The sequence below is a fragment of the bacterium genome (genome assembly GCA_037147175.1).
Classification (GTDB): domain Bacteria; phylum Cyanobacteriota; class Vampirovibrionia; order Gastranaerophilales; family UBA9971; genus UBA9971.
In genome coordinates, this window is the sequence record JBAWVS010000031.1 from 1 (window position 1) to 20,105 (window position 20,105).

General features: G+C 33.8%; 16 protein-coding genes. 3 read left to right on the forward strand and 13 right to left on the reverse strand.

The features are described from left to right. The coding region (locus WCG23_08295) for a hypothetical protein (protein ID MEI8389870.1) at positions 1-352 on the forward strand (352 nt) is incomplete at its 5' end. 11 nt (positions 353-363) lie between these two features. After that, entirely contained in the window at positions 364-2,637 is a 2,274-nt protein-coding gene (locus tag WCG23_08300; GenBank protein ID MEI8389871.1) for an FAD-dependent oxidoreductase, read from the forward strand. Here WCG23_08300 and WCG23_08305 read toward each other — a convergent pair. The 9 genes from WCG23_08305 to rfbG all read right to left on the reverse strand — a co-directional run bounded on the left by WCG23_08305 (position 2,634) and on the right by rfbG (position 13,936). Next, complete coding sequence (locus WCG23_08305) at positions 2,634-4,082, reverse strand: hypothetical protein (protein ID MEI8389872.1); 1,449 nt, start codon at positions 4,080-4,082, stop codon at positions 2,634-2,636. The two genes, WCG23_08300 and WCG23_08305, sit on opposite strands and share 4 nt — an antisense overlap. A 170-nt stretch (positions 4,083-4,252) precedes the next feature. After that, positions 4,253-6,052 carry a thiamine pyrophosphate-binding protein gene (locus WCG23_08310; GenBank protein ID MEI8389873.1) on the reverse strand — a complete coding sequence of 600 codons (1,800 nt, stop codon included), beginning with the start codon at positions 6,050-6,052 and terminating at the stop codon, positions 4,253-4,255. A gap of 185 nt (positions 6,053-6,237) precedes the next feature. Then, positions 6,238-7,179, reverse strand: coding sequence for a glycosyltransferase family 2 protein (locus tag WCG23_08315; protein ID MEI8389874.1), 942 nt, complete (start codon positions 7,177-7,179; stop codon positions 6,238-6,240). 17 nt (positions 7,180-7,196) lie between these two features. After that, the gene (locus WCG23_08320) at positions 7,197-8,321 is read right to left on the reverse strand and encodes an FkbM family methyltransferase (protein MEI8389875.1); all 1,125 of its coding nucleotides are present in this window, start codon (positions 8,319-8,321) and stop codon (positions 7,197-7,199) included. A gap of 5 nt (positions 8,322-8,326) precedes the next feature. Continuing rightward, a complete protein-coding gene (locus WCG23_08325) occupies positions 8,327-9,409 on the reverse strand; it encodes an N-acetylneuraminate synthase family protein (GenBank protein MEI8389876.1) in 1,083 nt (360 codons plus the stop codon). A gap of 16 nt (positions 9,410-9,425) precedes the next feature. Further along, complete coding sequence (locus tag WCG23_08330; GenBank protein MEI8389877.1) at positions 9,426-10,397, reverse strand: NAD(P)-dependent oxidoreductase; 972 nt, start codon at positions 10,395-10,397, stop codon at positions 9,426-9,428. Between the two features lie 29 nt (positions 10,398-10,426). Then, positions 10,427-11,425 carry a class I SAM-dependent methyltransferase gene (locus WCG23_08335; GenBank protein ID MEI8389878.1) on the reverse strand — a complete coding sequence of 333 codons (999 nt, stop codon included), beginning with the start codon at positions 11,423-11,425 and terminating at the stop codon, positions 10,427-10,429. Next, entirely contained in the window at positions 11,422-12,780 is a 1,359-nt protein-coding gene (gene rfbH / locus WCG23_08340) for a lipopolysaccharide biosynthesis protein RfbH (GenBank protein MEI8389879.1), read from the reverse strand. The genes WCG23_08335 and rfbH overlap by 4 nt, the downstream gene beginning before the upstream one ends. 43 nt (positions 12,781-12,823) lie before the next feature. Further along, positions 12,824-13,936: a CDP-glucose 4,6-dehydratase gene (gene rfbG, locus WCG23_08345; GenBank protein MEI8389880.1), complete on the reverse strand. Its 1,113-nt coding sequence runs from the start codon at positions 13,934-13,936 to the stop codon at positions 12,824-12,826. Between the two features lie 261 nt (positions 13,937-14,197). On the opposite strand from rfbG, the gene WCG23_08350 reads away from it, so the two are divergent. Beyond that, a complete protein-coding gene (locus WCG23_08350) occupies positions 14,198-14,617 on the forward strand; it encodes a hypothetical protein (GenBank protein MEI8389881.1) in 420 nt (139 codons plus the stop codon). 11 nt (positions 14,618-14,628) lie between these two features. Here WCG23_08350 and WCG23_08355 read toward each other — a convergent pair whose 3' ends face one another. The 4 genes from WCG23_08355 to WCG23_08370 form a co-directional block, all read right to left on the reverse strand. Continuing rightward, a complete protein-coding gene (locus WCG23_08355) occupies positions 14,629-15,975 on the reverse strand; it encodes a FliI/YscN family ATPase (GenBank protein ID MEI8389882.1) in 1,347 nt (448 codons plus the stop codon). A 36-nt stretch (positions 15,976-16,011) separates the two neighbouring features. Continuing rightward, positions 16,012-18,108, reverse strand: coding sequence for a flagellar biosynthesis protein FlhA (locus tag WCG23_08360; GenBank protein MEI8389883.1), 2,097 nt, complete (start codon positions 18,106-18,108; stop codon positions 16,012-16,014). Between the two features lie 234 nt (positions 18,109-18,342). Further along, complete coding sequence (locus WCG23_08365; protein ID MEI8389884.1) at positions 18,343-19,080, reverse strand: FliH/SctL family protein; 738 nt, start codon at positions 19,078-19,080, stop codon at positions 18,343-18,345. 66 nt (positions 19,081-19,146) lie between these two features. Beyond that, entirely contained in the window at positions 19,147-20,097 is a 951-nt protein-coding gene (locus tag WCG23_08370) for a hypothetical protein (GenBank protein ID MEI8389885.1), read from the reverse strand. Positions 20,098-20,105 lie beyond the last annotated feature (8 nt).

The following is a 20,105-nucleotide window of genomic DNA, read 5'->3' on the forward strand; positions in this document are numbered from 1 at the left end:
ACAGGAGTGGGGCGAGTCAACAAAATATATTTTTGATAATGCTGATAAAAATTCTTTAATTTTAATCTACGGAACAGATTATTTTTATAGTTATTATTTAGAAAAATTTAATAAAAACACGAAAAATTTAAATATTATTTCGCTCACTGACGAGGATTTCATTAATCAGGATATTCTTGAGAAAAATTTCAAATATTTCAAAAAAAAATATAAAAAAATTTATTTTTATTCCATTGCTATACTGGATATTAGAGTAAATAAAATCAGGAAATTCATGAAAAGGTCAAAAACTTACTGTAGTCATCTTGAACACAAAAATTTCATAAATGTTAATGTTTATGAGTGCTATTAAAGGGAAAATCTTTGCAAAACGAACGTAAAAAAATAATTATAATTGGAGCAGGTCCGGCGGGACTCACAGCTGCTTATGATTTGCTGGAAAAAACTGATATACTGCCTGTTATTTATGAAGAAACAGATATAATAGGCGGAATTTCTCGAACAGTTGACTACAAAGGCAACAAAATCGACATAGGCGGGCATCGATTTTTTTCAAAATCCGACAGAATTATGAGCCGTTGGGCAGATATTATGCCTTTGCAGTGCAAAACCGCTGATGATAATGACAACGTTATGCTCGTAAGGAACAGGACTTCGAGGATATTTTTTCTGGGAAAATTCTTTGATTATCCTATTTCTTTGAATTTTAAAACTATGTTAAATCTTGGAATTTTCAGGGTCATAAAAATAGGGTTAAGTTATTTAAAAATAAAGATTTTTTCTAAAAAAGCTGAAAAAAATCTTCAGGATTTTTTCGTCAATAGATTTGGAAAAGAGCTTTACAGTACTTTTTTTAAAGATTATACGGAAAAAGTCTGGGGCATTCCCTGCAACCAAATTAATGCGGATTGGGGAGCTCAACGGGTAAAAGGTCTTTCTGTCTCAAAGGCTGTCGGGCATTTTTTAAAAAGTTTGATTAAAAGACCGGACCCTTTAAGTCAAAAAAACGTAGAAACAAGTCTTATTTCACAATTCTTGTACCCCAAACATGGTCCCGGTCAGTTATGGGAAGAAACAGCAAAAATTATAAAAGAAAAAGGCGGGGAAATTCATCTTAATCACAAAGCAGTAAGGCTAAAATCCCAAAATAATGAGATTTATGAGGTTGTTTTTGAAAATATTTCCAACGGTGAAATGATATCAGCAAAAGCAGATCATTATATTTCCACTATGCCGGTTAAAGATTTGATTAATTCTCTGGAAGGCTCTATCCCCGAAGAAGTTCGCGAAGTTGCAAACGGTTTATTGTACAGGGATTTTATCACTGTCGGTTTGCTGCTGGATAAATTGGCAATAAAAAGTGAAATAAATAATAATGATGAATTAATACCTGATAACTGGATATATATTCAGGAAAAAATCGTGAAATTGGGACGGCTTCAGATTTTTAATAATTGGAGTCCTTTTATGGTAACGGATTCAAGTAAAGTTTGGCTCGGTCTTGAATATTTTTGCAACGAAGGTGATGAGCTTTGGAATATGGAAGAAGCTGAATTTATTGATTTTGCAGTTGATGAACTTTCTAAAATAGGGATTATTAACAAAAAAGATATTATCGATGCAGTTAGAATCAGGTTTAAAAAGGCATATCCTGCTTATTTTGGAACTTATAACCGCTTTGATAAAGTAAAAGAGTTTTTAAATAAGTTTGAAAATTTATATCTGATTGGAAGAAACGGAATGCACAGGTATAATAATATGGATCACTCAATGTTAACAGCTATGACTGCAGTTGAAAATATTATTAATGGTGTAAAAACAAAAGATAATATATGGAATATCAATACAGAGAAGAATTATCACGAAAATAAGCTTACATCTGTTGAGAATTTAACAGGAGATGTTGATACACTAAACTATAATCCTGCCGAATACTGGGAAAAAACCGAAAACGCTTACTCTTATTATCCGACCGTCAAACACAGAAAACGGTTTATAATAAACAATCTGAAAAATTTTGAATTTAACGAAAATACTTTTGTTTTTGACTATGGCTGTGGAGAAGGCGGGGTTTTAAGCGGAATCAAAGAAAAATTTAATCTAAAAACCCAACAGTTAGGCGGTTTTGATGTTGCAGAAAATATTATAGTTAAGCTGAAAGAAAAATTTAACAGCCCGAATTTTTATCATGAAAAATTACCGTTTCTGGATAAAAAACCGGATATTATTATATGCAGCGAAGTGATAGAGCATACTGAAAAGTACTCTGACATAATAAAATGGATACATAACAACCTTGATAAAAACGGAACTTTGATTTTGACAACCCAATCAGGAAAAATTCACGCTTCAGACAGATATACAGGGCATACGCAACATTTTAAATTGAAAGAACTTGAATTATTGCTAAAAAACGAAGGGTTTAAAATTCATAAATCTTTCTTGTGGGGTTTTCCTTTCTTCACTCTCCAAAAATACCTTACAAACATTAATTTTAAAGCCGTTCAAAAAAATTATCTTGAAGGAGAGCTGTCTTTCAGAAAAAAAATTGTTTTTGATATTACGTATTTGTTTTATTTTATTCACGACCTGATAAAACAAGGTCCGCAAATTTATATTATTGCTTCGAAAAGTTAATGTTTTTTTGCCAGATGCTTCCAGAAAAAAGCTTCTTTATCGCCTAAATATTGTGAATTATTTCTGTATTGATAAAGACCCATTACGCTGTACTGCTTTGATAAAACAGGAACTTTTGCAGAATAATGAGTTACAGATCTTTTTATTTCCAGAAAAGGCGTAAAAGAGCCTATAAGGAAAAATATTAACAAAGCAGCTTTCCCGGATTTTTTTAAGCTGTTTTGCCATATAGCTTTCATAATATAGACAAAAAGTATAAATAAATAGCAGGCAGAGCCTCTCATGACAAAGTCATTTGCACTGCCTATCCTGACAAGAGGCATTAAGAGCATAGAAATTAAGGTAATATTCCATATAATGTCATTTTTGAAATATTTATGAATTACTATGGCATATAAACCAAATTCCATCAGGATAAAAAGCAGGTAAGTGAAAATAAAATAAGGGTTTTGCATATAATCAGATATTGCGCTACAGGGGTCTTTAAAGGCTTTAGACGTAAAATACGCCATAAATACAAGAACAATTAAAGGTGCAGCAATAAAATTTTGAAAAGAAAATAAGTCTTTTAGCTTTTTTCTACCTGTTTTATAAATTCCCGCAATAATTATCGGGGTTATTGCCAGAAAAATAAACGGAACCCCGAAAATACACAAAGCCCACAAAAATAGTAAATTTTTTGAAGAATTATGATTTTGAATATTGTTCAAAACAAGTCCTGTCAAAAGCCAGCCCTGTATTGCATATTGAGGAACCCAGAAAAGAGTGGTTGTCATTGAGCTGAATTGAAAAAATTCTGCCCACCATTCAATACATCCCACATGTTTAAAATGAGAAAGTGTTTCAGGGTCGGGAAAGAGAGAGAATTTTATAATTAAACCTAGAATATCCAAACCGCTAAAAAACACAAAAAACAGGATAATAAGCGGTGAAAAACTTCCAGAAAGTCTTTTTAGCCAGTAAACAACCAGCATTAATCCTGAAAAACCCCATAAAAGAGAAAACAAATAGCCTATATTCCAGCCAAACAACTTCATAACAAGACCTATTGGCAAATAATAGCCTAAATAATAAACAAGAGAGTAATCTTTATAAATTACAGGCCATTTATAAAGGAATAAATCATGAAAGATTGCATTATTTTTTTCCCAGTCAGGATTGTTCTGGAATCCAAACCCTCCCATTCCTGATAATAAGCACCATAAGAGCAAAATCACTATGGTGATTAAAAAGTATTTTAAATTTTTGTTTTGAAGAAAAACTTTCCTGTTATAAAGCTCTTTTGTATATAAAAAAGCCGAAATGGCGATTAAAACAGACAAAATAAAGGCCAGAGGGAGCTTTAACCAGCCAAAAGCAAAGATTAAGTAAGGAATAATAATATATACAAGCGAATATATTTCAATATTTTTGTCTGAAAATAGATTTTTTAATTGTGTTTTCATTTTTATGCCTTTTTAAAAAAATTTTTAATAAATCATTATTTACACCCACCCCCAACCCCCTCCCTCAAGGGAGGGGGCTAGAGTTAGTTTTTTGGCTCGCTTTTCGTCGCCTGCGGCGACTCGCTCACCTGTTTTTATAATAAAGATTTTTTTCATCTGGTTGTTTCTTTTTAGTTAGTATAATCCGGCATGTTTTCTTTAAATTCATCTCTATCAAGAAACGGATACATATCTTCAAGAGGCTTTGAGACTATTTTTCCGTCAGGAAGCTTTTCGGAAGAATGTTTTGGCTGAAATATATAATCATTTTGAAGAATAACTTCGCATACAACAGGACCTTGTGTTGCCAAAACCTTTTCTATTTCTTCTATTAAGTTGTTCTGTCCGTTGATTTTTGCGGTAGGCAAACTAAAAGCTTCCGCAATTTTAATAAAATCAGGGAAGCTAACACCTGACTCCTTTCCTGATGCAACCATACGTCCGTTAAAAAAATTATTTTGTGTCTGTTTTATTGATATATAGCCATTATTATTAAGAATAAACAGTTTTATAGGCAGATTATGGTGATAAACAGTCTGTAGTTCTTGAATATTCATCATTAAACTGCCATCTCCGGCTATGCAGACCACATCTTTTTTTTCGTTGGCAAAACATGCTCCGATAGCTGCAGGCAAGTCATATCCCATGGAGGCGCACCCTGAGTTTAATATAAACCTCTGGTTTTTTTTGACGACAGAAGCCTGAAAAGCACATACACTTGCTGTGCCATTTCCTGTAACCGTAATGCTTTTTTCAGAAAGGCATTTAGTAAGAGTTTCCATGAAATAATAAGGATTGACAGCATTTTGCGCATTTTTATATTCAGAAAGGACTACAGGATATTTTTCTTTTCTTTCCTTGCACCAGCTTACCCATTGCGAAAAATCAGGAAAAACAACATCGTTATCCTCAATTTGCTTAAGGGTAGCGGGTAAAAAATCTTTTAAATCAGTATTTATAGCAATATCAGGTTTTAAAGTCGGTTTATTAAGCTCCGCAGAATCAATATCAACAACTATTTTTTTAGCTTTTTTGCCAAAATTTTTCCAATCATAACTTATTTGTCTGATGTTATTGCGAGTGCCGAGAAAAATTATTAAATTGGCATTCTGAAGGGCAAAATTTCCTGCTCTTTGTCCTATTGTGCCTATTCTTCCGATATATAACGGATGTTCTGAAGCAATTGTATCAAAACCGTTATGAGTTGTTACAACAGGAATCTTTACTTCTTCAAGAAAGCTTAAAAAAACTTCTCTTGTCTTAGAAATATTTATTCCGTTTCCTGCAACGATTAAAGGTCTTTTTGCTTTTTTAATTTCTTTGAGGACAAGTTTTGTATAGTCATTTAGAGGAGTTTGCTCGCAATGACAGTCAGAAAATTTAAAGAATTTCTCTTCGTTTATAAAAGCTCCTTGAATGTCCATAGGGACATCTATCCAAACTGGACCGGGACGACCGTTAACGGCTGCGTGAATTGCCTCGTCTAGAATCCTTTTAACATCCAGAGGATTTTTTATTTGCTCCGCGAATTTTGTTATCGGTTTAACAAGGCTTATAATATCGGCTTCCTGATCGCCAAGCTGCCTTAAATTAAGTTCAGGGTAAGAAGTTTTAAGAGTTTCGGTTTTTACCTGACCGGAAATATATAAAACAGGGACGCTGTCAGTCCATTGCCCTAATACTCCGTTCAAAGTATTTATGCCTCCCGGGCCTGTAGTTACACATACAACGGAAAGTCCGCCTTTTATTCTTGCATAGCCTTCTGCTGCAATTGCAGAAGCCTGTTCATGATGGTTGCAAATATATTTAATTTTTTCCGATTGACCGAAAGAGTCGTTAAGATGCATAGCTCCGCCGCCGGAAATCATAAAAACATGTTTTATTCCGTATTCTTCAAGTCTTTTTACTATATAGTCAGTTATTTTAATCATTTTTTGATTATACCAATTTAAAAATTAAACGATAAATATTTTTAATATAAAAAAGAAAAAAGGCGAGCGAGTCCGCTTTGCGGACGGAAAGCGAGCCAAAAAACGGTTTTAGCCCCATTTCCCTTCAGGGAGAGGGGGCTGGGGGGTGAGGGTATAAAATAATAGGTTTTTTAAAAATTAAGGTTTTAATCATCAAAGTTGATTCTTTCTTTTTCAAAAACAAGAGGTCTTTTTAACTGTCTTGTGTGAATAAATCCGATATATTCACCTATTACTCCGATAAAAAACAGTTGAACAGATGAAAAGAAAAATAAACTGATTAAGATTGGAGCTGTTCCCATCGGGAAACTGTACCAGAATAAGATTTTGGCAATAAAATAACATATTGCAACAAACAAAGAAAGGATTGAAAGAGAAAAACCGGCTAAAGTGGCGATTCTTAAAGGGATTTTTGAATAACTTGTTATCCCCAGTATTGCCATATCGTATAAAGTATAAAAATTATTTTTAGTTAAACCTCTTTTTCTTGCGGGCTTGTCAAAAGGAATAAAAGCAGGCTCAAAGCCGATATCTCCAATAAGACCTCTTATATAAGGGCATGGATCATCGACTTTTCTCATTAATTCTATAATTTCTTTGTCATATAAGCCAAATCCGGTGAAATTTTTTATCTGTTTGACTCCCGAATCTGATAAAATTTCCATTAGTCTGTAAAAAATTTTTCTGCATAAAAACATTAAAAAACTGTCTTTAGTGCTTTTTTTAATTCCTAAAACAAGTTTATGACCTTCTTCCCATTTTTTTATAAATTCCGGTATTAATTCGGGAGGATCTTCCAGATCGCTGCACAGGCTTATAACCGCATCTCCTTTTGCGTGTAAAATTGCATGCATTGGAGAGCGCACCTGTCCAAAATTTCTTGTATTAATAATTATTTTAATATTTTTATCTTCTTTGGCTATTTCTTTTAAGATTTCGATTGTTTTATCGTCAGATGCATTATCAATAAAGATATGTTCATATTTATAATCCGGCAAATTGTCAAAAACAGCTTTTATTCTGGTATAAATTTCTCTGATATTGCCTTCTTCGTTTAAACAAGGGGTTACAATACTAATAAATTTCATAATATTCCTTTTATTTATTATGTTACAGCATATAAAATCGTATCAAAAACCGTATTTGTGTAGTGCCTGAGATAAAATTTGTAGTCAGGATTAATTTTTTTAATGTATTCAGGGATTTCCCATATATCGTGACTCTTGTGATAAAGAGAAACAGCCAGCTGAACTCCCTGTTCAATCTGTTTTTTTGCGCCTTTTAAAGCTTCCAGTTCTGCGCCTTCAATGTCCATCTTTATATGATCAGCTTTTTCATTTAAAATTTCGTCAATGGAAGCCACTTCTATTTTTGTATTTCCGTCTTGATCTATAGTGCTTCCAAGGCCGCCTGAGGAATTAAACCTGAAAACAGCTGATTTTGAATACAAACCCTTGTTAAAAAAATCAATATTTTGAGCATTTTTTAAATTTTCTTTAGCTTTTAAAAATGATTCTTTGTCCGGCTCAAAAAACAATATTTTTTTGTATTTGTTATTTACTTTTTTAATGAAATTTAAGGCAGTATCTCCATCAAAACCGCCGCCGTCAATAAAAATATCGTTTTCTCCAAAATTCAAAAAAGACTCTTCGAAATATTGATTTTTGTCTAAAATTGAATTATAAAGTGAAAAATTAAAAGTTAATCTGAAATTCGCTATGGTTTCCAGAACTTTTTTAGACTTTTCGTCTTCAAGAAGGTTATAAAGATTAAGATATTTTTGCTTGTTGCTCGCCAAATCCTCTATAAGTCCCTCAAAAGAAGGTTCTGCGTTGTAAATATCTTTATTGAAAACATAAAATACAGGACATGGAATAACTTTTTTAAAGCCAAGTTCTTTTAATTGCAGGTTAATTTCATATAAATAATTAATAGAAGCAATGATAACAGTAATATCGTCTTTTTTTTCGAGAAGTCTGTTTATATTAATGACTTTATAGCCGTAAAATTCCTGATTTTGTTTATCAGGATTATTATCAATAAAACCTAAAACTTTAACTCCTGCTCGAGAAAAGAATTCCTGAAAACTTTTTCCCAGTTCTTTTGCTCCAAATACATAAACTTCCTGAAGATTATTCAAAATATTTTCATAAGGTTTGATTATAGAAGATTTTATTTCTTCAGCCGTTCCTATTCTTTGAATTTTTTCTGAAAAACTTATATTTTTCACAGACACTACAAGCCTCTGTTGTAAATAAGTTTTTTTAGCGTCCCGTTCTCCGCATATGGGCTGTCGATGGTGTCTATCATTACAGGAGAATCTTTTTTGCAGGCTTTAAGCAAAACTTCCCCGCTCATCAGTTCTCTGCACGAAATTTGTCCTTTTTGAAGGGGTATTGCAAGATAAATGTCTTTTTCTGAGATAATATGACCTTCCGGCAGGTCTTTTTTTGCATAAACGCCTCTTACAAGGGTATCAAGATATTGAATTTCTTTTCTTGGCAGCAGTCTTCTCTGAACAGAGCTTCCTCCGCAAATTTCTCTTGCTTTGTAAAAAGCTTTAATCCATTTATCTGCGTCTTCGGGCAGAGAACAATAATCCGATACGGGATTTTCTTCATAATTTATATCGATATGTCTTTCAAAAGTTCTTGCGCCTTTTGCATAAGCAATCAATATTGAAGATTCCAGAGTTTCGTTATACTCATGGGTAGAAAAACCGATAGTAAGGTCGGGGTATCTGTTTTTTAAGAAATCTATCTGGTTTAATTCAAGTTCGTAATGCTCTGACGGATAAATGGAAACACAATGATTTAAAGCAATCGGGATGTTTCTTTTAGTGAAAAAAGTAACAATATCGTCAATATCTTTTAATGAAGAACCGCCTGTCGAAACAATTACAGGTTTTTTTGCAGATGCAATTTTTTCAATAAGCACCCAGTCATTTATATCTGAGCTTGCTATTTTTAAAATATGCATCCCGAGATTAACGCATAAATCAACTGATTTTTCGTCAAAAGGAGTTGCCATCGTCAAACAGCCTCCTTTTTTGATTGCATTAACCAGTGTTTCATAGCCTTTATCAGACATTTTTGTATCGAGAGTTTTCTTTATGTACCTTATGTCATTTCTATCAAGAAAATCTTTATGGATAAAATTATCAACATCCCTGAGTTGGAGCTTAATAGCTGCTCTAATATTATTAAATCTTACGATTCTTGAAAAATCGGTAATTATCTTTAACCCGCGGTCTAAGTTTCCCCAGTGATTATTGGACATTTCAAAAACAAATAAATCTTCAAATATATTAATATTCATTTCTCACTCATCCTGTTTATTTGTCAAAAAGTAGATATTCTCTGTTAATTAGCTTATGGTTTTGATTATACCATTCATATAACTCTTTTATTGCTTTATCAATTTCTGTAAAATTCAATTCATGAAATTCGTTTTTTAACCTTGAATTATCTGCGCTGTATTCAAGACCTAACCCTTTTTCTTTAATAAAAACAGGCAGATTTTTCCCCGATATTTTTTTAACTTTTTCAGCCAGCTCATAAAGTTCGATTGATTTATCAGGGGTAATATTATATGCATTATATTTTGGCTTATTTTCAATAAAATATTCAAGTATCGGCATTAAATCATTTATATAAAGATAATCAAATTTGCGATTTTGTTTTATTGTAACAGGCAGGTCAAAAAGAGTCTTGCATATTGCATTGGAGATAAATCTTATAGCATAGTCTTCATATTTTCCAAAAATTCCCAAAATCCTTAAATCAACAACTTTAATGACGGCTTGGTTGCTCGCCTTAAACGGCATTCCGGCCGAAGGCTCATCGCCTCCTCGCTCCAGCCTCTGCTCGCAATCCGCTTCTATATATTTTCCAACAACGTATTTGCAAAAACCATGTTCGTCCTGCGGAATATTTTCCCCGAAATATTCTTCTTTCATTTTAGGTTTATAGTTTCTCGAATCGTAAATTGCGCCTGAGCCTAAATTTATCATTCTTTGAAATTTATCCGAGTGTTTTATAAGATTAAAAAACATCTTTGTATTTTCAAAAAAGATATTTGTAGTGTCTTTTGCATTTCTGTGACCGGCCTTGCAGGCAGCATGGATAACAAAATCAACTTTGTTTTCCGAAAAAAATTGATCAACACTTTTTTCATTTCCAAGATCAAGTTCGTCTCTGGGAGGAGCAATTAAAAAATATTTTTCAGCAAGATATGATTCAAGAATATTTTTCCCGATAAAACCGTTTGAGCCTGTCAATAAAATTTTTTTCTTTGTTAAATTCAAGTTCTTTTCCTTAAAATTATAATATTTATCTATTTGTTAGAAATTTTGGCTAAACAGCATATCGCTTTATAATTTATCCAGCCGCAGTCTATTTCTTTTATTTCGGTTGAAATATTATCAAAGCCGTTAATCTCCAATATTTTTTCTAATGATTTTGGTGTGAAAAAATTAATATGCTCATTCATATAAAACCTGCTTAAAGACAAAATTTTATTTATATATTTTGGAATATCAGAAAAAATTTTATTTATGTATCCGGAATTTTTTAAATCATCTTGATTGTCGATTAATAGAGCTTTGCGTTTGTTGAAAGCTTCTTCCAGATTGGAAAGAAAAGGATTTAAGAAAGAAATGCTCCTGATAATTTTTTTAAATCGAGAAAGGTTGTCGTAAACAAAAGGAAACTCCAGAGGAATTTCAATATATAAAACCGTATTTTTATTCGATAAGTCTTTAATATTTTGTATTATTTCGGAAGGATAAGGCACATGTTCAAGCACATGACAGCACATTATCAAGTCATAGCTATGTTTTTTACACTCATTATAGTTGTTGAGTTTAACAATATTATCAAGCGGCTTAACTCCCGAGATTTCAAAAACAAATTTATTTGCATCAGCCGCTTCATCAATGATAAATTGCCCTTTATCTCCCCCAAAATCCAATATATTTTTAATTTCGGAAATATCAATATTTTTATTAAGTATCCTGAAAAGATTAGCTTTTCTGTTTGCAATTTCAGTTTCATTATTTCCGATTAAATCGTTAATTTTGCTTGTATAATAAGGCTCATGCTTGTAGCGCTGCTGCTGATAATCTTTATCCCTGTAATTTTTATACAAGACTCGGGCTTCATTTTCTTCTAATCTTGGATTGTAAAAAGCAAAATCACAGTTTTTGCACCATGACAAATTAATATCTGAAATGTTATTTCCCCATATTCTTTCGGCTATGAAAGGAGAAATAAAGGCTTTAAAATTTATTATTTGTTTTGAAGCACAAGCAACACACTCATCAACTTTCTTCACTTTTTACCTGCTTTTTGTATAAAATTGTGAAAAATATTTATTATATAATTCAGGTCTTTTTCTTCAATACCCGGCCAGACGCCTATCCAAAAAGTATTATTCATAATAAATTCAGTGTTTGGCAGAGTTTTATAATGTTCTTCTAAGAGTTCATCAGAATATAAAACATCAGAATTATTTATTCTCAAGGGAAAATGGTTGTGTACAAAAACGGGCTGCCTTAAAATATTCCCCGAAAAAAGTAATCGGGTTCCGACATTGTTTTCTTCAAGGAATTTAATTAATTCCAGACGATTAAAACCGGCATTTTCTTTTATTGAAAGCAAAAAGCCAAACCATGAAGGTTCTGATTCAGGCAAAAATTCGGGTAAAATAAAATAATCTTCGAATTTTTTTAAACTTTCATAAAGAATTTTATAATTCCTGTTTCTTTTTTGGATAAAACTTTCAAGCTTATTTATTTGTGCACAGGCAATAGAAGCCTGCCAGTCAGTTATTTTTAAGTTGTATCCCGAGTTTGAATAAATATATTTATGATCATATCCGTAAGGAAGGTTACCTGACTGATAACAGAATCTTTTTTTGCAGGTATCGTCTTTTCCCGGAGAACACCAGCAATCTCGACCCCAATCCCTGAAAGAAAGCAGGGTTTTGTAAAGCTGGCTGTCATTTGTTACAACAGCTCCACCTTCCCCCATAGTTATGTGATGTGCGGGATAAAAGCTGAAAGTTCCGATATGTCCGACTGTTCCCGTATATTTGTTATTAAATTTTGCGCCGAGAGCATCACAACTGTCTTCTATAAGCCATAAATTATGTTTTTCGCAAATTTCTAAAACTTTCTCCAGATTAAACGGATTTCCGAGAGTGTGTGCAATAAAAATTGCTTTGGTTTTTTTTGTAATGGATTTTTCTATTTCTTCAACTTTAATATTGCAGGAATTAATTTCAATATCCACAAAAACAGGAATTAAACCGTTCTGGATAATAGGATTTATGGTTGTCGGAAAACCGGCTGCGACAGTTATAACTTCATCACCTTTTTTCAGGCGTTTTTCTCCAAGCTGGTAAGAAGTTAGAGCTGTTAAAGCAAGCAAATTTGCCGAAGATCCTGAATTTGTGGTCAAACAATGCTTGATATTCAAAAAACGGGAAAGTTTTTTTTCGAATTCATCATTGAAACGCCCTGTTGTGAGCCACATATCAAGGCTTGCATCAATCATGTTAAATAACTCTTTTTCGTCAAGAACTTTTCCTGAAGCAGGAATATAATTGGATTTTTGCTTCTTTTTTATGTTTTTGTAATAAATACCGGCAAGGAATTTTATTGAATTTCGTAAGGTTTTATCAAGCAATTTAAGTATCCTTTATTTTTTATCGTTTTTAGGGCTAAAGTCCTCAGCGGGACAAGTTTATGCTACTAATAATTTTAGCATAATCCTCCAGTTGGTTTTTTGTAAAATCAAACATATCAGCCTGCTGAAAATAATAGTTTTTATACCAGTTTATGGTTTTTTCAAGCGAACTGTTAATATCATAAACCGGCTGCCATCCCAATTTTTCTTTTGCTTTGCCGATATCAAGTTTTAGGAAAGCTGCTTCTTTCATAATTTTTTCGGGAATTATTTTGTAAGTACCGCAGCCCCAAAGCTCAAGAGATTTTAAAATAATTTCTTCTACAGTCATAGTGCTGTTTTCATCAGAACCAAAATTCCAACCTTCAGAATATTCAATAGGATTTTCAAAAAGTTTAGCCCCGAGAGTCAAATATCCTGAAATACATTCAATAACGTGTTGCCATGGTCTTATGGCATGAGGATTTCTGATAATTATTTCTTTGTTTTCATATAAGGCTCTGACAATATCAGGAACAAGCCGATCTTCTGCCCAGTCGCCGCCTCCTATAACATTGCCGGCTCTTGCAGAAGCCAGAGCGACTTTATGGGAAAGGCTGTAATTTTTCGGATTAAAGAAAGAATTTCGGTAAGCCGAAGAAACTATTTCAGAAGCTCCTTTGCTTGCGCTATAAGGATCATATCCTCCCATCGGGTCATTTTCCTTAAAACGATTATCATTTTTTTGCTGCTCGTTATTTTCATAGCATTTGTCACTTGTTATATTTACAACTACACCTTCAAAATTGCTTTTCCTTACGGCTTCAAAAAGGTTTATGGTACCCATTATGTTTGTTTCAAAAGTCAATAGCGGCTCCTGATAAGAAAATCTTACAAGAGGCTGGGCTGCAAGATGAAATATAAAATCAGGCTTATATTTGTTTAAAAGCTTTTCAAGAGATTCTTTGTTTCTTATATCCCCTTTAATGCTTGTCAAATGCTTTTCAAGACCCAGGACATTAAACAGGTTCGGAGAAGTATTGGGTTTCAGAGAAAAGCCGATAACTTCAGCGCCAAGAATCGTGAGCCATAAGCTTAGCCATGACCCTTTAAACCCGGTATGACCGGTGATTAAAATTTTTTTGTTTTTGTAAATATCGTTGAAAATATTTTTCATTTATCATTTATCTTATATTGAAAATATTTTGTTACATTATAACGTAAACTTATAAATATAAGTAATAATCCGTAAATTTTTATGTTTTAATAAATTTGTATTATGAAGAAATTTATTACAAAACATTAATTTTATATAAAAAAACGCAATTTTGTTTAATTTTAGGTTTTTACTATATATGTAAACATATCATAAATCTGTTTAGTATATAAGTTTGTTGAACTCAACATTAAATGAAAAGATAAAGCAAAGGAGTAAAATATGACAGCAGTTTTGACAAAAGAAGATATTATTAATTGGAGAAGGTCTACAGAAAGAATAACACTCGAAGATTATGCAAAAAGACTCGGTAAAGTTGTCTCTGCTGAAAAAAAAGAAACTAACGACCTTCATGATATAGTCAGCAAAAAAGTAGTTGAAGTGGCTGAAGTAGTTGAAGCACCTCAAAAACCTGACATAGAAATAAAAATTTCTTTTAAAGAAAAATTGAATAAAAGAGAAGAAGTGGTTTTTAATTATTTCTTCAAGAACAAAAAAAGAAAAGTATTTGCAAATGAAATCGCAAAAATTTTAAACCTGCCTAATGATTATGTTTATAAGTACATTAGAAATTTAAGAAAAAAAATTGCGGGAAATATTCTTGTTAATGCTGAAAACGGCGGATATATCCTTAATATTTAAGAGATGATATTTTAAATATCAATATTTGCCATCATTTGTTTTAAGGTATTTATCGTACCGTCCATGTTTACAGAATCAGAAGTTCTTTGCTGTAAAAAGGCATTAATTGTTGGCATCATTTGGATAGCGAGATCCAATTGCGGATTTGAGCCGGGTTGATACATGCCTACGTCAATTAAATCTTTGTTTTCTCTATACATAGCAAGCATTTTACGCATTTTGGCAGTAGCCTCCATGTGTTCCTGATCGCATATTTCGGTAAAAAGCCTGCTGACGCTTCCTAAAACGTCAATAGCAGGGTAATGGTTCATTTCTGCAACTTTACGGTTAAGAAAGATGTGACCGTCTACAATTCCTCTGACTGTATCAACAACAGGGTCATTAATGTCATCACCTTCCATAAGTACCGTATAAAGGGCTGTAATTGAGCCTTTTGGGCTTGCACCGGATCTTTCAAGAATTTTTTGAAGCCATGAAAATATTGAAGGCGGATAGCCTTTCATGGTAGGAGGCTCCCCGATAGAAAGTCCTACTTCTCTTCCTGCCATAGCGCATCTTGTAACTGTGTCCGTCATTAAAAAGACTTTTTTCCCTTGATCTCTGAAGTGTTCGCAGACAGCAGTAGCAGTTTGAAGAGCTTTCATCCTGATAAGAGGCGGCTGATCTCCTGTTGAACAAACAAGAACGGATTTTTTCATGCCTTCAGGGCCGAGAGAATTTTCTATAAACTCTTTAACTTCTCTTCCTCGTTCTCCAATGAGCGCCATTACGTTTACATCAGCTTCCGAATTTCTTGCAATCATCCCCAGCATGGTGCTTTTGCCTACTCCGCTCCCTGCAAAAAGCCCCATTCTCTGTCCTGCCCCAAGAGTAAGCATTCCGTCTATAGCTCTTATTCCGGTAGAAAACTTATTTTTTATAATCGGACGGGTAAATGCGTCAGGAGGGGAATTTTCTACAGAAACAAATTTTGCGTTTGATGTATCTAAAGGTCTGCCGTCAAGAGGTGCGCCAAGAGGATTTATCAATCTTCCCAGCAAAAAATCGCCTACAGGAATCATAATGGGTTTTCCTGTGGAAGTAACTAAGCTTCCCTGCGCAATTCCGCCTCCGTCATAAAGAAGAAGCATCTGGGCAGCATCCCCTTTGAATGCAACTACTTCAGCAGGTTTTCTGGAACCGTCTGCCGTTTCTATAAAACATAAATCGCCTATTTTTAATCCCGGAAGTTTTGCCTCTACAGTAAGACCGAGAAGTTTTGACACAGTTCCCTTGTATTGAAAGGTTTCTGTGTTATTGATTATGTCGAGAGCCTTATCTTTTATTTGAGAAATCTTGTCTTTTGAGATTTGTTGCATAATTAAATCCTTTTCGAGAATAGACAGTTACGGTTATTAACTGTAACTCATTGTTTCTTCGCCGATTATGTCGACTTGTTCTACCCTGATATCAGTTATAAGCTCACTGTAGGAAAGCACTACAACAGTAGGAATATGTCTTTCAAGCAGTTGGTATAAAGGAAGCCTGATTCTTGGCGAACAAAGTATTACAGGCTGCTGGCCTATTGTTTGGTGCGCTCTCATAAGAACAGTTGCGGCGTATTCAATTAATTCCTGAACCTGTAGAGGATTTAGCAGGAACATAGTACCAAGTTCTGTTCTCTGGCAGGAATCATCAAGGACTTTTTCCCATTCCTGCGAAAGTGTGACAACATGAAGAACTTTGTCATCAGTTGCATTGCCAAGACATATCTGTCTTCCAAGCGCGGCACGAAGTCTTTCTGAAAGAATATCAGGTTCTTTGGAGAATCTGGCAAAGTCGCAAAGTCTTTCGAATATAAATATAATATCCTTAATGGAAACTTTTTCGCGTAACAGATTAACGAATATCTTACGCAGGTCGCTGGTTGAAATAATAGCAGGGACAAGATCATTAATAAGTGTCGGATCTTGAGTTTTAACAAGTTCCATAAGCTTGATAATATCTGTTTTTGTCATTATTTCGTCTACATATCTGCGTAAACTGTCTTGAAGATGAGAAATAATTGCATCGGTGGCATCAATAGTCATAATTTGCTCACCTTCTTTTATCTGATCAGGCTTTATCCAGTAAACAGGTTGCTGATAAGTCGGGTCTACACCTGTCACAACGTCGTTGGGTACTTCTTTACCAAAGCTTTCCCATTGGTCTGCTATAACCATGAGTCTGTCAGGATAAACTAATCCTGTTGATACAGGGTTATTCCTTATTGAAATCAAATATTCGTTGTCACTAAGGGCTGTGCTGTCCATAATTCTGATGCTTGGAATAATATATCCGAATTCATCGGTCATTCTTTGTCTTAGAGCCGCAATTTTAGCGAGAAGCTGTCCTTCTTGTTCCGGATCAGCTATTGAAAGAAGCTCATTTCCGACTTGTAAACTTAAAATATCAACGCCCAGTCTTTCATACATCTTATTAGGATTAACAAGATCCTGCATGTTTTGTTTTACGGATTCCAATTCATGATATTGACTTTGTACATCGTGCTGAATAAGAACAGTAAAGGCAGTGAAGAAAAGAATTCCTGCTAAAACTGCAAACGTTAACCACGGAAAACCTGTCCAATATGAAGTAAGAGCGATAAATAAAAGAAAGCTGCCAGCCAGCCATAAGCTGTTCGGTTTATTTGAAACCTGCGCAATTATATCTCTTGCCAAACTTGTGCTTGAAGCTGTAGTCCTTGTCATTGTGATACCGCAGGATATAGCCATTAATAATGAAGGAAGCTGGGCAGAAAGACCATCACCTATTGTCAGCTTTGTGAAGGTATCAACAGCATCAGCAGGCTGCATCCCCATTGTTAAAACGCCTACAGCTAATCCCCCTATAATATTTATTACTGTAATAATAATACCGGCAATTGTATCCCCTTTTACAAACTTCATAGCACCGTCAAGAGCACCGTACAGAGATGATTCTCTTTGAAGATCTTCCCTTTTTTTAATAGCTTCTTCAGGAGAAATAAGCCCCTGATTAAAATCGGAGTCAATGGTCATCTGTTTACCGGGCATAGCATCGAGGGCGAACCTTGCAGAAACTTCAGCTATACGTTCAGAACCTTTGGTGATTACTATAAACTGAACAATCGTAATAATGAGGAATATTACAAAGCCTACAATAAGGCTTCCCCCTGTTACGAACTCCCCAAAGGTGTGGATAACATTCCCCGCCTCCGCTTTTGTAAGGATAGCTCTTGTTGCAGCAATTGAAAGTACAAGCCTAAATAGTGTTCCTATCAGAATAACAGATGGAAAAGCAGCCATATCAAGAGGTCTTTGTACATAAAGCGACATGGCCATAAGGATTATTCCAAGAGTAATATTTAAACTGATAAAAATATCTATAATCCAGGGAGGCAATTCAACGATAAGAATTACAATAAGCCCGAGTACGAATATACCGAGGGCTAATTCTCCTATCAATCCTTTTTGTCCCTGCGCACCAGCCAAATTAAGTTCTCTCCTTTTATATTGAATCAGTTTGAATTTATAATTATTTTCTTTTTGTTATTTTGAATTTTTTTATACTTAGCTTTTCTGTGATCCTGAGCCTTTCTTTCATCTTGAGCCTTTTTGTCATCCTGAGCCTTTTTGTCATCCTGAGCGAAGCGAAGGATCTGTATATTATGGTTATCAGTATAGATTTTCAGGTTAAATCTATAAAAAAGCCAGTCTTTTATTTAATTATAAGCCAATTTCAAGGGCTTTTTGCAGGATTTGGAGTTGTGTAGAGAATCTGGCATCAATTATTCCGCTTTTTGTTTCTACTATACAGCTTCCCCAGTCTACTTTTTCATCTTTAATTACGGTAATTTTGGTATTAGAATCACCGTAAGGATATAAATCAGGAATATTTTTCTGAATTAACGCTGCATCGGCAGGATTTGTCCTGATTAAAATGTTTGTTTCACCTTTACCTAAAGATTTTATCACCTCTGATACTATGTTTAAAACAATTGTGTCATCGATTTCGAGCTGTTTTTTTATTACTTTTTCGGCAACTTTTACCGCTAAAAATGCAATATCAGGAGCAGCTTGCCCTATAGCTTTTTCTTTCGTTTGAAGAAGTTCTGTAATAGCCAGATTTAGCTTTTTTAATTCTTCTTTGGAAATTTCGATACCGTATTCAAAACCTTCTTTTGCCGCAGATTCTTTGATTGCGTTAGCTTCTTCCTGCGCTCTGGAAATAAGATTTCTGTCCTCGGTGCGTCTATAGCCTCTTCTTCTGTCGCCTCGTCGTCTTTCTTGTCTTTCTTTTATCAAAGGCTGTTGAAATGACGGGATAGGTGGTTTTTTTTCAGCAGGTTGAGGATTCAAACCAGTTTTTTGTTGAGGTTGATTTGAATTTAAAGGAGAATTTGAACTATTTTTATTTTTTTTGATTATCATACCGGCATTCGTGTTGATCCTATTTTTACCCATTTTTTATTTTACTGTTACCGAGTAAAAAATGCCATTTTGTAACAAAAATTTATTGATATTTTCTTGCTAATTCTGTGCAAAAAGTTTTGAATTAACGTGATTATATAGTATTTTAGCGATATATGGAGAAAATTCAAGTTTTATAGCTTTTTGTGTGCTTTCAAAAAGGCAGGTTTCTACATAGTCAAGAATTATTGACCTTTCATAGCTCAATGTATTAAATATCTCTTCATCGCTAAACTTTTTTTTCAAAGCTTTTATTTTGGTAATCGTTTCTGTCATTTTAGGTTTTGCAATACTTGCGATGTTTTTTTTCAGGTCTTTTAGATATTTACAGACCAAAGACGGATCAATTTTTTGTTCAAGCCCTTCTATTTGCAGATAAGAGTTTATTTTTTGTTGTTCTTCCTCGCTAAAGTTAGAAATAAGGCTTTCAAATTTTTCTTTTGATAATTTTTTCAAGACTATTGCTATGGCGGCATATTTTATAATTTTTTCTTCATCTTCGACAGTTGTCGCTGATGTTTCTTTTGCCATCGCATCTACGTTTGAATAAGAAATAACTTCATTAACTTTGTCTTCTGCGATAACACCGGCCTTTGCAAGGCCGTTTATGCAGGATGCATAAGCAGCGTTAACCTGCATTTCAATATTTGCAGCAATTTTTGTCTGATCTTGTTTTTCCAAAAATGCCTGAATTGCAACCTGTAAAGCGGCAAAAGCCACTTGTTGAAGGATTTCCGCCCAGTGTTCACTGGGAATATTCGCTCTTATAATGTCTATGTTTTTATGAAAAGTCCATTCGCCAATAAATTGAACGATAATTCTTGCCTGTTCATCATCAAATTGCTGATTAAAACGCTCGATAAGATGGTTTCCGGCAATCAAGCTGAATTCAAAAACTTTTTTTGCTATATAATTTTTTTGTTCATCTGTTAAATCAGCAGGAACATAATTTATTGCCTGTTGCGCCAGATCTTTTGAAAATTCTTGCGGATTTAAAGTTGTTATAGCCAATTATATTT